The organism is Xenorhabdus sp. XBWT (assembly GCF_059072735.1).
In genome coordinates this window covers 2716505-2732204 of record NZ_CM180990.1, presented here as the reverse complement: position 1 = coordinate 2732204, position 15700 = coordinate 2716505, and the positions used below count along the sequence as shown (strand labels likewise).

Genomic DNA, 15700 nt, shown 5'->3' with positions numbered 1-15700 from the left:
TCACAGAAAATCAGGTACACTTATCAAAATTTGTTAGTGAATTGACGAGTAATGAAGAAGAAGAACCTACTAAACGAAGAAGATGTTGAACTATTCAGAAAATCTGTAATAGGAACCCGCCGAATTGTCCACGATACGGTTTTGCATACTCCGAAAAGAAAAAAAGTCAGTCATGTTGCTCCTGAACGCCTTATGCAAGAGCAGATTGATGCCAGTTACTATTTTTCTGATGAGTTCCAGCCTAATCTCGATACAGAAGGAGCAACCCGCTATGTTAAAGAAGGTGCCAATCATTATGAATTGAAAAAATTGCGCCGTGGGGATTATCCCCCTGAACTGTTCCTTGATTTACATGGGTTAACTCAATTACAAGCTAAGCAGGAAATAGGCGCTTTGATCGCAGCCTGTCGTCGTGAGCATGTTTATTGTGCCTGTGTTATGCATGGTCATGGCAAACATATCCTTAAACAACAAACGCCATTATGGCTTGCCCAACATCCGGATATCATTGCTTTCCACCAGGCTCCCAAAGAATGGGGAGGAAACGCTGCATTGCTCATTTTGGTAGAACTGGATGAGCTTACACAGCGTTAGTTTTTCTTCTGTATAACGTTAGGTTTTGTTGGCTAACTGTGCCGGAGAAATTTGCCATAATAAGCGACCTTTCTCCGTTTGCTGCTCCCATTCCACACAAGCGATGCTGGATGTAGCAAACATCGGGGGTGTTTGTCCGGGGCAAAGCTCAGAAACCAAATAACCGACTAACGGTAAATGGGAAACGATTAATACAGCTTTATGCCCTTGCGTTGCCAGAACCTGTAAATAACTGGCTACCAGTGCCACATCGCCCGATGGTGTTAATTCAGCCAGCACTTCTTGGTTGTCTGGCAGAACCAATTTTTCGCGAACCACCTTTAGCGTCTGCTCTGCACGGATATAGGGACTGACCAAAACAGAATCAATATCAGATATTTGTTTTGAAAGCCAGCATGCTACTTCCCGGGATTCTTGATAACCACGTGGAGTTAATTCTCTCGCTATATCACTGATTGCATCTAAAGTAGCATCACCGTGACGCATAATAAAAACGTACATAATTCACCGTCTAGTTAATTGCAAGCTGTCTCAAGGCAAAGCACGATTAATTTTCTTGGGACAAGTCATTAGCTATACCTTTCATCTTTCAAATTGCTGCTCTAGTGGTCAATTTAACTAGCCCAACCACATAGTTACTAAAGACTTAATAAGTCATTCTGTGGGATTAGTACCTTTTCCGCCAAACCATAACTTGTAACTTATTGGGTATAGATGGATGGAATTAATAAGTAAATCTAAATGAGATTATCAAACTAATAGTTGATAAAAAATAATAGTTGATAAAAAACGCGTCAGCTCTTATTGTACGCATTCTGCCCTAAATTAAGGGCAAATAAAATAAATAAAAACGATTTATATATGCCTTATTTTGTTGTTTATTATTCATTGTTTATATGAAAAATAAAAACCATAGATAATCAATTATTAAATTATTTTCCATAAAAAAATCGACTCTTAATTAAAAGAGCCGATCTGTTTGATTTTTAAAAAATATATATTTATGTGTGAAATTTCTTTTTCTGTTCAGCCATCTGGATTAGTCTCTCACACGGAGTAAATCTTTCTCCATATTTTGATTCCAAACGACGTAAAACTTCCACGACCTTATCACAGCCAAGCTGATCGATATAACGGAATGGCCCTCCAAGGAACGGCGGGAATCCAATGCCAAATACAGCACCAATATCGCCATCACGAGGGCTTCGGATAATTCCCTCATCCAGACAGTGAACTGCTTCGTTCAGCATGAGCATCACACAACGCTCAGCAATATCAACAGGTGACATGTTTGCTGCGGGCCTGATTTTTAATAAAGGATAAATGGATGTGTCTACTTCTTTGGAAGTTTTACCAAAAGACTTAAAGAAGCCTTTTTTGTTCACATATGAATAAAAACCTCGTCCATTTTTCTTGCCTTTCCTATTGTCTTTTAAGATAGCTTCCAAAATCTCTGGGGCAGCAAATCTATCGCCCAATTGCTCCACTAATATCGGGATAATTTTTGTACCCACATCTATGCCAACTTCGTCCAGCAAATTAATTGGGCCAATAGGAAACCCGAAATTAACCAGAGCCTTGTCGATATGATCAACAGGCTCTCCTTCCACCAAACAATAACCTGCCTCATTAATGTAAGGTGTTAAAATTCGGTTTACGTAGAATCCGGCTTTATCACCGACAACAATCGCCGTTTTCCCCTGTTTTTTCGCCAGTGAAACAGCGGTGGCAATTGTTTTTTCACTTGTCCCTGCATGTGGAATAACTTCTACCAAAGGCATTTTGTCAACAGGGCTAAAATAGTGAAGGCCGATGACTTGCTCAGGCCGCGTTGAGACTTCAGCAATTTTATGGATTGGTAGCGAGGAAGTGTTAGAAGCAAAAATAGTTTCAGGTTTTGTGTTGTCTTCAATTTCTGAAACCATTTTACGTTTCAATACCAAATCTTCAAATACAGCTTCAACCACAATATCTGCTTGCTTAAATCCACTGTAATCTGTGGTTCCAGTCAATAAAGACATTTGTTGAGAACGCTCACTGGGTTTCAAACGACGCTGTTTTACTCGCTTAGAAAGAAGATCCCATGTATATTTCAGTGCCTGATTGATGCCTTTTTCATTAATGTCTTTAATGCGGGCTGATAGATTGCCCCGGGTTATGGTAACGTTGGCAATCCCGCCACCCATCAGGCCTCCACCCAAAATTCCCACCTGTTTAATTTCCGCAGGCTGCTCTGACGAGCCAGTTTCATTTTTTAAAGTAGTTGAAGCAAAAAACAAGCTCCGCAGTGCCGCTGATTCCGGTGACATCGCTAATTCACCGAATGCCTTGGCTTCAGCCTGAAAACCTTGTTCTGATCCCTTTTCCAACCCTGTGCGGATCACATTGATGATTTTTTCTGGTGCCGGATAGTGGCCATGGGTTTTCGTTTGCGTTTTCCGGCGCACCATATGGAACAGCAGCGGCCTACCCAGTGTGCTTGCCATCATTCGCTGTGACCATGGCAATGGCTTGCGTTTGGCACTGCCTTTTTTAACATATTGCACAGCAACATCGAGCAAGATATCCAAAGAAACGGCATCATCCACAACACCCAACCGTTTCGCCTGCCTAGCTTTAAGCTGACGCCCTGTCAATATCATGTCCAAAGCGGCGCTGACACCAATCAGACGAGGTAACCGCTGAGTTCCTCCTGAACCCGGTAATAGCCCGAGCTGAACTTCCGGCAAACCAAGTCGTGTCTTATCATCCAAAGAACAGATGCGAGCATGACAAGCCAATGCCAGTTCCAGCCCTCCTCCCAAACATGCTCCATGAATCGCAGCCACTATCGGTAAAGGATAACTGGAAATTTGTGCAAATAATTTTTGCCCTTTTTGAGCCAATTCTGTCGCTTCTTCTTGTGTTTGACAGCCAGCAATCATACTGATGTCTGCGCCGGCAATAAACGTATCTGGCTTTCCAGATATAATCACCAACCCTTTTAAACCAGAAAATTGTTGTGCTTTCTCAAACGTTGTCAGGAACTGTTCAACAAATTCGGCTTTCAGGGTGTTCACTTTATCACCAGGTACATCAATAGTGATGACACCCACATTGTCGTCTCTGACAGAAAAATTGAATACTGATTGATTTGATTGCGTTGTTGAGATGACGGTTTCTTTTTCAGCCAGAGCCATTATTCGACCTCCAATACCATTGCTGCACCCAATCCACCTGCGGCACAGGCAGTTGTTAGCCCAAAACCACCACCACGGCGGCGCAATTCATTCAATGTTTGGGTAACCATTCGGGCTCCTGTCGCAGCAAATGGATGACCATAAGCAATTGACCCACCCAATACATTGAATTTATCCATATCCACTTCACCAATCATCTGATTACGCCCCAGTTTTTCACGAGCAAATTTCTCACTGGCAAACATTTTTAAGTTCGTCAGTGTTTGAGAAGCAAACGCTTCATGCATATCAATGAGGGTGAGTTCATTCAACGTGATGCCTGCACGATCTAACGCCAACGGTGTCGCATAAGAGGGTCCCAGTAACATATCCTGCCAAACATCAATCGCAGAAAATGCGTAGCTACGTAAATATCCCAATGGGATCATGCCCAGCTCTTTAGCAACCGATTCACGCATTAATATAACTGCTGCCGCACCATCAGTCAGCGGCGTACTATTTGCCGCTGTGACCGTACCATATTTACGGTCAAAAGCCGGACGCAACTTAGCGTAAGAAGACAATACTGAACTTTTCCGAATATTGTTATCTTCCAACAAAGTTTCACGGTACGGCGGAAAATGTGCTGACACAACTTCATCATTCAAAAGCCCCTGCTCCCAAGCTTTCGCAGCCAGTACATGGGAACGGTGCGCCAAGGCATCCTGTTCTTCACGGCTGATATGATAGGTTTTTGCCATCTGCTCTGCTGTATCTCCCATTCTCAACCCAGTTGAATATTCAGCGACTGCCGGAGATACTGGCAATAAATCTCGTAATTTCAATCGACTGAGTAGTTTTAGTCGTTGAGACAGGCTCTTGGCTTTGTTCATATCAACCAAAGTGCGGGCCAGTGATTTAGTTACCCCAATTGGTAAAACAGATGAAGAATCGGCACCACCTGCAATCCCGACATTCACTGAACCCACCATAATGCTTTCAGCCACATTTGCAATTGCCTGAAAACTCGTCGCACAAGCACGAGAAACACTATAGGCATCAGTATTCACACTTAAACCAGTACCTAAAACAATCTCCCTCGCAATATTTGGGGCTTCCGGCATTTGAACAACCTGCCCAAAAACCAATTGGTCGATCTTCTCAGGCGATAAACCGCTCCTAATGATCAGTTCACTGACGACGGCTTTCCCTAAATCGACAGCCGGAACACCGTGGTAGAAAGTTGCCTGTTTCGCAAAAGGAATGCGCAACCCGCTGACAATAGCAACACGGTCTTTTTGCTGTGTTACTTTTGTTGAAGAACGACCCATAGCAACTCCTGCAATAATTATTAATTAAATCAATTGATTGATTAAAAATATTTACTCACCTCACAAGAGGTCAGACCTGATGAAGCATTGTTAACGCAATGTTGGTAAATAGCAAACAGGAATAAACGAAAAATGCGAGCAAGCGCAACTTTGAGGCATTTATAATTTATACAACTTGGATGGGGAATGTGCGGCTCATATACAAAAAAGGACTATTATTTACAACTGTTGACAAGCAACTCTCCCACTGCCTGAAATGACAAAACAGCGGGAAAATCGTTGTTTGAGATGAATTAACGCAATCTTAACTGAAAAATCAGGGCTTCTGCCTGGCAACTAAAAGTAAAATCCACAGATAATTGCATTCTGCCATCAACAGCATCTATTTTATGGTGTATAAAGCACGGATCTGATTCCACTTCTTTCGCCTTTCCAGTCAATGTATTAAGCATCAATTCAGCTTCTTGTTCACTGGCAAAAATACGCTGATAAGAAGCGGTGCAATCTTCATTATCAATAACAGTTCCTACATCAACACAACAGCAAGCAGCCGTTTCTTCCGCGCTACAACGGTTAATTGCATCAGTCATTTTTCTTTCTCCAACGATAAAAACTTACTGATGATTGTACGTTGCCTTAGTTACTGATAACCAGTGTTCGTGCGATTTGAAACCATTTATCTCACTATTTATTGATCTCAATACATCAAACAATAGCCATTTACATTTGATTAACAATGATTGTCTGTTTTTTGTTAAGCAAGTCCCATTTTGATAATCATTTTAGCTATATTTTAAAAACATTCTTGCAACACATTCTATTATCAGGCCTATACTTCGTGCACTGGTCTGATTTGTCATTATGGCAAACCGACTCTACAATCCCGCGCTCTCAGCTACTTGAGTAGCATGTTAAATAATAATTAAACAATGAGGTTTTGGTTATGAGCCAGAAAACCCTATTTACACGTTCAGCACTAGCAGTGGCGGTTGCAATTCTTTCATCCAATGCTAGTGCTGCCGGTTTTCAATTGAATGAATATTCAACATCAGGACTAGGTCGGGCATTTTCTGGTGAAGGTGCCATTGCAGACAACGCGACTGTGGGCAGTCGTAACCCTGCTGCCATGACCTTATTTGATCGTCCTTCATTTTCCAGCGGCTTAATTTATGTCAACCCGAATGTTGATATTACAGGTGAATCTCCAGTAACTCGCAAGAGCACTAATGCTAAAAATATCGCACCAAATGCATGGATCCCAAACCTGCATTTTATTGCACCAATTAATGACCAGTGGTTTGTGGGTGCATCCGCAACTTCCAACTTTGGCCTAGCGACCAATTTCAGCAATAACTATAATGCTGGTCTGGTTGGCGGTAAAACTGATCTTAAAACCGTGAACTTAAACCTAAGCGGTGCTTACAAACTTGACGATCATTTCAGCTTTGGCGTAGGCTACAATGCTGTTTATGCCGATGCAAAAATCTCTCGCCATATGGGTGAGGCGGGTCCTGCCCTATCTAAAATGATGAAGCTAAATATCTCACCAAGCGACGAAGCCGCCAAGCTGGAAGGAAAAGATTGGGGTCATGGCTGGAATGCAGGCCTTTTGTATCAGTATGACGAGAATAACCGTTATAGCTTGACTTACCGTTCAAAAGTCAAAGTTAAGTTCAAAAAAGGGGATTACAGTAATGATTTGCCAGTAAAATTCCCTGGTGGTCTTGCCGGAAATACCATTAGGGGTACTCTGGATCTAAACTTACCAGATATGTGGGAATTTTCTGGTTATAACCGTGTTGCACCTCAATGGGCAATTCACTATAGCTTCTTATACACTGGCTGGAGTGAGTTCAAAGAATTACGCGGTAAGAGCAAAGACAACGGAGCAACCTTATTCCAAAAACATGAAGGCTTCCGCGACGCTTACCGCATTTCACTCGGTACAACTTACTATTATGACGATAATTGGACATTCCGTACCGGTATCGCCTTTGATGAAAGCCCAGTACCAGCCCAAAATCGTTCTATTTCCATCCCGGATCAAGATCGTTTCTGGTTAAGTGTGGGAACCACTTATGCATTTAATAAAGATGCTTCCGTGGATGTCGGTATTTCCTATATGCGCGGTAAAAAAGTACATGTCAGTGAAAAACTGAAAGAAGATATGCCAGCACCTTTTTCCACACCGTATGAATTCGATTCCAAAGGAACTGCATGGTTGTACGGCGTGAACTTTAACTACACGTTCTAATATTCGTTTTATTCGAATGCCGTAATCTAAAAAGGATAGCACTTGCTATCCTTTTTAGTTATGAGTTCCAAACTAATCGATAGAATTCAATTCATCCTGAATACTTGCGGCATTAGGATTTTTTTCTGGCTCCAGCTTGCCGCCATTAGCCATAAAGTCATGACGCTGGAAGTAAGCATCACGCATCATCAAATAAGGATCTGAAGAGTTCTTCAACAAGCCATCAGAATCCAGCAAACGAGCACGGGTTTCTATTCCTTCAACCATCCATTTACCTACCGACATCCAACCAGTGAGATAACTCAGTAAAGGATAAGTCATATCCGCAAAATTACCGCCTTCATCACGCAGTGTGAAACTACCATAGCCGGGCAAAACAACATACGGACCATAGCCCACATCGTAGTACCCTAATGTGCTGCCAAAACGCAACACATCTTCTTTTGCCAGTTTAGGATTTGCCATAGAAGCAACATCAATAAACCCACCCATACCTAACAAAGTATTTAAAAAGAAACGGTTAAAATGCTTTGCGCCCTCATGGATATCTCCACGAAAAAAACTATTAACCATACTGGCTGGTTCTTCAAGATTACTCATAAAATTGCCAATACCATTTCGCGCAGGCACGGGTACATAATTACGCCAGGCCACAGCAACCGGTCGCAAAACATACGGGTCGAGAACATCATAATTAAAGTTGAACATAGCACGGTTAAAGCCTTCCAGTGGATCTGGACGCCCCTGTTGCACCGTATTCGATGAACTGGCACATCCCACCAGTAAGACTACTGTAAGAGCAACCCCGCTCAGACGATACTTCATATAGTTCTCCACATAATTACTTTTAGACATTGACTCTCACACCGTATACCGATCAATGTACCCAATATGTTAAATATACTGCCAATTTTTCATTAATGGTAATCAAAAAGAGTGGTTATTATATGGCCAAACAGTTTGCCATGCCTTATCTCCAGCAAAAAAAACAGGTATACTAGCTTCCGTTGTCCCCTTAGTTAAATGGATATGGAGATATAAATAATTAACTATATGTTTTAAAAGTAAAAATATATAATGTTAATATATAAAAAGTACACCAATATGTACACAATTTAAAAAATGTCCATCTCGTATATCCGCAACTATCACCTGCCATTTAATAAAAAAATCACCCACCCACCCCACCAATGATGCAGTGGTTGGGAGGGATATCAATTTAACATATGGGATAATTCCGTATGTACTGGACGGCTTAAACTCAAGCTCTCATCGTGCAGTAAGCACAGCAAAGTCCGATGATCGGATAGCAGTTCCTGTCTCAGCCAATACAATAACCCATTGATTTTGCCGAGGCCGTCAGATTGGCGACTCCGGCCAAAGTGAGGACCTCGGTAATAGGACTGATTTTGCGTGATTCCTGCTCGGGGTGGTTTAGTATGGTGGGAATAGCCGCGTGCGTGTCGGCTCTTGCCCTGCTGGTGGTTCTGCCAGCCCGTGTGGAAATGGTCAGGACAGTAGCTGCTGCGATCGGTGGTGGTCTTGGGGCAGCCTTGCTTACGGCAGGCTCTGGGTATACGCGGTGGCATGTTCTGGCCTCCATTTAGCATATTCAACTGATGTGTTGGATATAACCCCGTCATTTTTTAGTCGGGACTGTATAAAGTTCTGCGTAAGTCGTCTGTTACCGCCTTAAATAGGGGTAATGTCCGATAGACTTTAGGTCTACCGCATGGCGATCACAACTCAGTGAATCATGATGGCAATGCAGGCCGTCTCTCCGGCTGTCACACCGCTTCTTCTGCCTACAGCGGATGTTGCTGATGATGCCCGTCGTCAACGGTGGCATGGGTTATTTTTGATTCTGTCTATACGCTCAATGCTAAGGAACATGTCACAGCTAATACAGGCAGACGGCGATAACCCGACGCATAAATCAACTATAGAGATAGCTCTACAATTGGAAATAAAATGCCACCAGACCGTATGCGTTGGGTACGCGGTGAGAACGGGATGACGGCATGCGTTATTGCTTTAACCACTCAAGGGAATGGGTAAAGAAATATTGGGTTTAGTTTCAAAGGATAACTGATTGTTAAACATTATTCGTTTGTTTTGTGGTGGAGACGGAGGTAGAGGTTGTTATAAATAAGCTTTTATTCTCTGTATAAACATAAAGGTGAATGTTATGGTTAAAAATATATACCCATGCAAGTGTTGCTCACAAATATTGCGTTCTCTGGAAAACTTGTACAATCATTATAACAGAGTGCATTCTGGAAATGCCCAAGCCCAAGCTCACGCCCAAGAGATAGGACCACAAATACAACAACAACAACAACGACTACTAGCAGAACAACAACGACAGCAGCAACAACAACGAAACGACTACTAGCAGAACAACAACGACAACAACGACTACTAGCAGAACAACAACAACAACTACTACTACTAGCAGACCAACAACAACGACAGCAGCAACTACTACCGGTTAAATGCGACTATTGTGGTGTCGTTGCTAAGAACCAGCGAGGTTTGAAGACGCATATACATACGATGCATAGTGATCAAATACAACAACAAGCGCAACGAGAAGCAGGACGGCAAAGTCACGCAGGAATTCCGTCTCAGTTTAGCCCACCTAACTTGCCACCCCCTCAACCCGACCCATCTGGCATATCGCAAGCTCCGGGTGGTGGTCCAATGAGGTCTCGCCCTCAGCAATATAGCCAGCAGAATCGCTTTAACCCTATAGCGCAGACACTAAACGCTGTTCAACTCCCACAACCATCTCAATCTAGCGATACAATGGGGCATCTAGCGCAATCTTTACAGTATGAACAAGATATGCAGGAAGCAATACAGCAAAGTCGCATTACGGCTTATCTACAAGGAGATATGCCGGGGCCTTCTAATTTCTTACCAACTGATCAGTCTGGCGGCGCTATCAGAAGGCAATCTGTTTCAGCATCACAACAATCCTCTCCACATCAACAACCACAAAGAAGTCCATCTCCTTATTATTCACCAGTGCCATCAAATATACAGCCTCCGGGCGCCCCACAACCACCATCTCCGCCTCGAACGCCAATGCCGCCAGTACGCGCAACTTCGCCAATACGACCTATATACGATAATCCCACAGATGAAGATTTCGATGACATACTTGCTACATTGCGTTCTCATGCCCGATCACCTAGTCCTCGACGTTAATAAAACCATAACCCTCCCCACAAACACCCGCAGCCCCTGAATTTAGGGGCTACTGACATTGTGTTTTAACGTAATTCTGCAAATACCTTAATTTTGCCCGGTCGTTGATGATGCCTTCTCGGATATGTAAGCTTGATCTGTTTTTTTGATGTCGTGATTAATCAAGTTGCCGTTCTGGCTATTCTCGACACGAGCAATAACGCCCTCAGCGACATCTTTCGGGTAAAACTCCAGACGGTACATGTCCCCCAAGATCCATGACTCTTCTACTGAACGACCGTTTCTTTCTGTGATTAGCTTTAATGCGTACATGGTTAATTCCCTCATTGCGTAGGCAACAAAAAAGGCCACCTAAGTGACCTTTAGTTATGTTCATATTGCTGATATCAGGATGTGTGACATTCGGTTGAACACCAGTAACAACCATCAGCACTGTAGCCCTGTCGTTTTGCCTCTTTCACAGCAGACTGACAGCCAGTAAAGTCTCCGAGATGTACTCGGTTTTCATCGAGTGGCATACGGTTACATCCTTCACGGTGTACTTCATGATCACCCTGCTTATCAGTTTTAGTATGAACGTAATATTTCATGCATTTTCTCCTATTGTTGCGTACGCCAGGAGATAATACGATTAATAAATAAGCGCTTCTTGGTCAATGATCACACCATTCAAAGATTAATAAAATTATTTTATCAATTATCAAAGTAGTGTGTTCATCATCATTTGGTGGAACCTCTCGGAATCGAACCGAGTCCTGATGCTCTTCAGGCATCCGCGCGAACCCTCTACGCCAAAGTTCCAGATACGAAAAAGGCCGCACCGGAGCGCAGCCTCAAATTTGAACTATCTGGAATTACCGGAGAGTTGAATAAAACCGTCAAATTCATCTTTCATGGATGCTCTCTATACCAATCCGAGGTGTTGCTCGAAATGGTTAAAATACAAGTAATATATTGATTTTAAATGAAATAAAGTATTGATCAGTGCTGCTTGAGTTGTAAAACCCCCGAATTCGGGGGGATTAAAATATTCATCTAAACATCCCGGACTTGCGGGATTTCGAACTACCAAAAATCTTTTGGTAGTTGGATTTACGACGGGTAGAAATGAAAAAGCCCCGCGAGTGCGAGGTCTTGAATTCAGGGTGTAGATTTGGGTGATTATTTCCAGTTGAAGCAAAAATGCAGTGTTTTGCCTACATTTTGTTTCAGTAAATCGCTTAATTTCAGCAGGTCACCTTGTTGTTGCTTTGTTGCATCACTAAGATCATACAAGAAGAAATTTTGAGGACTCCCAAGACTGGAGCCAAGATTATAAGTTGAACCGTTAACCGTTACTTCAAGACTCTTACTCCTTAAGCCTAGTTGGTTTTCAGTATCAACTGCCAATTCTATTGCATAAAAGCTACCGATGGGAACCTCTGAGAAATAGAATTCTGAGATGCTTCCAACCCCTATAGTGCTTTGAAGGTTAGTCAACGTACCGAAAGCAGATACAAGGTTAAAACCAACACTCGCATATCCCCAATATTGATTATCATTTTTTGAATTGCCACCATCATCAAGATCATCTCGCGCAGTCTCTACCTTAAGATCAAAAGACAGCATGCAATCAACTGGCTTTGGTTTTATCTTCACCGGTTCCCAATCACAAGCCACCATATCTTTCGGTTCAGGAACCCAAGTCGAGGAGCTACCATCTGTACCTGATTGCTGAATATAGATAAGGTCACCGGATTTATCGTATTCAGGGATAAGATATACACCATAATCCCAGTTACTACGCCCTACTGGCTTATTCAAATACACCTGAATCAACGCCCACGGGAAAGACCCAACTGGAGCGACATTATCAATCTTCACATCCTTCTGATATTGGTCAGGAGCAAATGAACATTTTTTATCATCTAGCTTATTAACTTCAGACATAAATCCCTCATTTATTATTTGTTAAAGTTCAAGGTCATTTCATCCTACTAATAAACAGCCAGTTAATATTACTTAGGTCAGATTTTTAATTCAATCTAATACCGTTATACAGGGATTAATACGCCTTAATATCGGGTGACATATTATAAAATCTGATTATCCGCAGTCATGGGTATCGGTTGGGGTGTAAATTTGAAATTTGGTGCTGGCAAAATACCCTTTATTGAAAATAGGGTATTAAAAAACCCCGCATTGGGCGAGGTTTAAAGTTCGTAGTGAGTATAGTTACAAGTTCCCACTTTTTGGAGATATTAAGCCAATGCCGGACAAAAAGCAATTGTTTATTTTGTCACCTCATTAAATACTTTTTCAGTGCGTTTTTCTTCCGTGTAACATTTTTCCACCAGCTTTTCATAAAAGGGCTTCCAGTTCCGACGCCATGTCCTTTCGTTCAAATCAGGCAGGTAAGCCTTAATTGCCGTATAAGCCACTGACGACGGCACTCGACTATAACCCCGCCCGGAGCAACGTGGGCAGATTTTATGAACAGGCACACCCCGTAAAGCGGTTTCTTCCTCATCAAGTATGAAGCCCCGCCCTTTGCAGCGACAACGGTTTGACAGAATACCTTTCCCGTTGCATTTCTGGCAAAGCTCCCCATCTGCTCTTTTTCAATCCACGGCGCAATAATCACCGTGCCGTCTTCACGAATAATGCCGGGATGTTTTTCAACGTCTTTCATTTGGTAGATAAGCCCCTTTCCGCGACAGTCCGAACACTGACACGTTGAAGCTGCTGAGCGGGCGTAATGTTCAAATACCATCTTGGATAATTCCGTATAGGTCAATACCCGATGACCAGTATCCGGTTTTTTACCTATGTTTTTCACGCTGAGCTTCATAACTTCGCATGACGGGATGAACTGTCTACCTACGCACCAGTTAATGACCGAACGCATTTGAGTCAAAAGCACTCTAGCCTTTTTGGGGTTTTCTTTTTCCTGCTTATCAAAAAACTTTACCCATGATGACACTGGTATACTGGCAACGGGTGTACACAAAAATTGTGTGTACATTGTGTTGTACACGACAGATCGATAGAGTATTTGCGTATTGGGCTTTAAAGTGGATGCGTACTTATCCCACCAGTAATCAAGACAATCTTTTAGCGTAGCCTCACCTTATGAACCAGAAAAATACGTTTTAGGGTCAAGCCCCTTTGTGTACAATGAGCGCATCTCGCCTACCACTACTCGCGCATCCCGTAATGACATCTCAGGATAGCGGCCAACAGTTAGACGTACTGGTTTGCCATTCCAACGGTATCTGTGTTGGAATGTTATAGTTCCGTTTGGTGTGATCCTGACACTCAACCCGTCACCATCGGTTAATTCAGGCGTTCCTTTGTAGGATTTGTTGTGAATGCTGCGCAGTTTAGTGTCGCTCAATGCCATAATTATAACTTGTACACAAATTGAATCATGATTATGTACACAATGACAAGTGAACGAACGGATGCCAACTAAAAACCAGAGAGAACAAAATGGAACAACCACAGGAAAAAAACTTGATTAAAACAGGTAGAAAGAGGTAAGCTTCGAGCAGCTCGAAACAAGTTAAAGCAGCATCAAAAAAAGTCCCCTTAGTTAAATGGATATAACGAGCCCCTCCTAAGGGCTAATTGCAGGTTCGATTCCCGCAGGGGGCACCAAATGAACATCTCTCACAGTCTATTCAAGTTAATTAACTCCTGTAAAATCAACTAACTCACCAAATCCCTCATCTATCGAAGTCTAGTAGTGTCTTTCTAAATCTCTACAATTTGTTGTATAGTTTTCTGTATAGAAATTCCCTCTACAATTTTTCTATACAATATTGGGTGGTTTATGAAGCTAACAGACTTAGTAATCAAGCGGGCCAAACCAAAGGAAAAAGCCTATACGTTGGCGGATGGTAACGGGCTATCTTTGTTGGTTGATACCAATGGTTCTAAAGGCTGGCGATATCGTTATCAATTTGCGGGTAAAACCAAAATGATCTCATTAGGAGTTTATCCGGTAGTAACACTCACTGAGGCTAGAACTAAACGCGATGAGGCAAGAAAGCTGGTGGCTAACGGAATCAACCCCAGCGAAGCAAGAAAAACCGAAAAGATATTCGCAGCAAACCAAATAGAAAACATCTTTGAAAATATAACTCGTGAATGGTATGAAAAACGCGTAGACAGGTGGTCAGCTTCTTATGCCAAAGAAATGATGGAAACATTTGAAAAAGACGTTTTCCCATATATAGGCAATAGGCCTATTGCTGAGATTAAGCCAATGGAACTTATGGCTGTTTTATCACGAATGAACGAGCGGGGAGCGACCGAGAAACTCAGAAAAGTTCGTCAACGGTGTGGGGAGGTATGGCGATATGCAATAGTAACAGGGAGAGCTGAATATAACCCCGCCCCGGATTTAGTGTCTGCTTTTGCTCCACATAAAAAAGAACATTATTCATTTTTAACTGTTGATGAAATCCCTGAGTTCTATAAATCCTTAAATGCTTATACAGGCAGTTTCATCGTAAAAATGGGGATGCGATTACAAATGATAATTGGTGCCCGTCCCGGTGAATTACGCAATGCTGAATGGTCAGAGGTTGATTTTAATAAAGCGCAATGGGAAATACCTGCTGCAAAAATGAAAATGCGTCGTCCTCATATTGTTCCATTATCAAATCAGGCTATTGATATTTTAGAACAGCTAAAGCCCATCACAGGCCAAGGAAAATATGTTTTTCAGGGCAGGAATGATACAAATAAACCTATGAGTGAAATGGCATTAAATTTATTAATTAGGCGAATTGGCTACACCGGTCAAGCAACGAGCCACGGATTCCGCCATACCATGAGTACTATTTTGCACGAACAAAATTACCCCTCTGAGTGGATTGAAACGCAGCTTGCACACGTTGATAAGAACTCTATTCGTGGAACGTATAACCATGCCCAATATCTGGATGGCCGAAGGGAAATGCTGCAATGGTATGCGGACTATATGGACGCACTCGAACAAGGCGGAAATGTGGTACATGGCAAATTTAAGAAACTTGCTTAACTGGATGAATAGACAGCGATAATTGACTTTAGTAGACTATCCAAGACGTTAAAGAATAAATCTATCCCGAAAAACCGTATACCTCTACGGACTGGCATAGCTTCTACCAATAGAGGACGTG

At 42.3% G+C, this 15700-nt stretch carries 16 protein-coding genes, 2 tRNA genes and 1 pseudogene; 7 read left to right on the top strand and 12 right to left on the bottom strand.

Annotation, left to right across the window (positions count from 1 at the left end; genetic code table 11):
* Nucleotides 1-51: 51 nt before the first annotated feature.
* Nucleotides 52-594 carry an endonuclease SmrB gene (gene smrB / locus AC5JQI_RS11970; RefSeq protein WP_493912332.1) on the top strand — a complete coding sequence of 181 codons (543 nt, stop codon included), beginning with the start codon at nt 52-54 and terminating at the stop codon, nt 592-594.
* Nucleotides 595-612: 18 nt separating this feature from the next.
* On the opposite strand, the gene sixA is transcribed toward smrB, so the two are convergent.
* The 4 genes from sixA to AC5JQI_RS11950 all read right to left on the bottom strand — a co-directional run bounded on the left by sixA (nt 613) and on the right by AC5JQI_RS11950 (nt 5673).
* Complete coding sequence (gene sixA, locus AC5JQI_RS11965) at nt 613-1095, bottom strand: phosphohistidine phosphatase SixA (protein WP_493912331.1); 483 nt, start codon at nt 1093-1095, stop codon at nt 613-615.
* A 500-nt stretch (nt 1096-1595) separates the two neighbouring features.
* The gene (gene fadJ / locus AC5JQI_RS11960; protein ID WP_493912330.1) at nt 1596-3773 is read right to left on the bottom strand and encodes a fatty acid oxidation complex subunit alpha FadJ; all 2178 of its coding nucleotides are present in this window, start codon (nt 3771-3773) and stop codon (nt 1596-1598) included.
* Complete coding sequence (fadI, locus tag AC5JQI_RS11955) at nt 3773-5083, bottom strand: acetyl-CoA C-acyltransferase FadI (RefSeq protein ID WP_493912329.1); 1311 nt, start codon at nt 5081-5083, stop codon at nt 3773-3775. Before fadI ends, fadJ begins: the two co-directional genes overlap by 1 nt.
* Before the next feature lie 293 nt (nt 5084-5376).
* Nucleotides 5377-5673: a YfcZ/YiiS family protein gene (locus AC5JQI_RS11950; RefSeq protein WP_493912328.1), complete on the bottom strand. Its 297-nt coding sequence runs from the start codon at nt 5671-5673 to the stop codon at nt 5377-5379.
* Between the two features lie 353 nt (nt 5674-6026).
* Here AC5JQI_RS11950 and fadL point away from each other — a divergent pair, with 353 nt between their 5' ends.
* Nucleotides 6027-7337 (top strand): long-chain fatty acid transporter FadL, encoded by a 1311-nt coding sequence (gene fadL, locus AC5JQI_RS11945; RefSeq protein WP_493912327.1) that lies wholly within the window; start codon nt 6027-6029, stop codon nt 7335-7337.
* 72 nt (nt 7338-7409) lie between these two features.
* Here fadL and mlaA read toward each other — a convergent pair whose 3' ends face one another.
* Together mlaA and AC5JQI_RS11935 are read right to left on the bottom strand one after the other, a co-directional pair.
* Nucleotides 7410-8162, bottom strand: coding sequence for a phospholipid-binding lipoprotein MlaA (gene mlaA, locus AC5JQI_RS11940; protein WP_493912326.1), 753 nt, complete (start codon nt 8160-8162; stop codon nt 7410-7412).
* Between the two features lie 389 nt (nt 8163-8551).
* Nucleotides 8552-8926, bottom strand: a complete 375-nt coding sequence (locus tag AC5JQI_RS11935; protein ID WP_493912325.1) for a hypothetical protein — start codon at nt 8924-8926, stop codon at nt 8552-8554.
* Between the two features lie 167 nt (nt 8927-9093).
* Here AC5JQI_RS11935 and AC5JQI_RS11930 point away from each other — a divergent pair, with 167 nt between their 5' ends.
* The 3 genes from AC5JQI_RS11930 to AC5JQI_RS11920 all read left to right on the top strand — a co-directional run bounded on the left by AC5JQI_RS11930 (nt 9094) and on the right by AC5JQI_RS11920 (nt 10550).
* Nucleotides 9094-9354: a hypothetical protein gene (locus tag AC5JQI_RS11930; RefSeq protein ID WP_493912324.1), complete on the top strand. Its 261-nt coding sequence runs from the start codon at nt 9094-9096 to the stop codon at nt 9352-9354.
* Nucleotides 9355-9525: 171 nt separating this feature from the next.
* Nucleotides 9526-9732, top strand: coding sequence for a hypothetical protein (locus AC5JQI_RS11925; RefSeq protein ID WP_493912323.1), 207 nt, complete (start codon nt 9526-9528; stop codon nt 9730-9732).
* A 161-nt stretch (nt 9733-9893) separates the two neighbouring features.
* Nucleotides 9894-10550 (top strand): hypothetical protein, encoded by a 657-nt coding sequence (locus AC5JQI_RS11920; protein WP_493912322.1) that lies wholly within the window; start codon nt 9894-9896, stop codon nt 10548-10550.
* A gap of 87 nt (nt 10551-10637) precedes the next feature.
* On the opposite strand, the gene AC5JQI_RS11915 is transcribed toward AC5JQI_RS11920, so the two are convergent.
* The 6 genes and pseudogenes from AC5JQI_RS11915 to AC5JQI_RS11890 form a co-directional block, all read right to left on the bottom strand.
* Nucleotides 10638-10862, bottom strand: coding sequence for a hypothetical protein (locus AC5JQI_RS11915; RefSeq protein ID WP_493912321.1), 225 nt, complete (start codon nt 10860-10862; stop codon nt 10638-10640).
* 74 nt (nt 10863-10936) lie between these two features.
* Entirely contained in the window at nt 10937-11140 is a 204-nt protein-coding gene (locus AC5JQI_RS11910; RefSeq protein WP_493912320.1) for a hypothetical protein, read from the bottom strand.
* Between the two features lie 135 nt (nt 11141-11275).
* Nucleotides 11276-11351: transfer RNA gene (locus AC5JQI_RS11905), tRNA-Phe, on the bottom strand.
* 360 nt (nt 11352-11711) lie between these two features.
* The gene (locus AC5JQI_RS11900; RefSeq protein ID WP_493912319.1) at nt 11712-12479 is read right to left on the bottom strand and encodes a Thoeris anti-defense Tad2 family protein; all 768 of its coding nucleotides are present in this window, start codon (nt 12477-12479) and stop codon (nt 11712-11714) included.
* Between the two features lie 341 nt (nt 12480-12820).
* On the bottom strand, nt 12821-13066 hold the full coding sequence (locus AC5JQI_RS11895) for an antitermination protein Q (RefSeq protein WP_493914669.1): 246 nt from the start codon (nt 13064-13066) through the stop codon (nt 12821-12823).
* Nucleotides 13067-13299: 233 nt separating this feature from the next.
* A pseudogene (locus AC5JQI_RS11890) lies at nt 13300-13932 on the bottom strand (Arm DNA-binding domain-containing protein); the annotation flags it as partial.
* A gap of 182 nt (nt 13933-14114) precedes the next feature.
* Here AC5JQI_RS11890 and AC5JQI_RS11885 point away from each other — a divergent pair.
* Both AC5JQI_RS11885 and AC5JQI_RS11880 read left to right on the top strand, forming a co-directional pair.
* Nucleotides 14115-14189 (top strand) — tRNA-Arg (locus tag AC5JQI_RS11885).
* Nucleotides 14190-14364: 175 nt separating this feature from the next.
* Complete coding sequence (locus AC5JQI_RS11880; RefSeq protein ID WP_493912318.1) at nt 14365-15579, top strand: tyrosine-type recombinase/integrase; 1215 nt, start codon at nt 14365-14367, stop codon at nt 15577-15579.
* Nucleotides 15580-15700 lie beyond the last annotated feature (121 nt).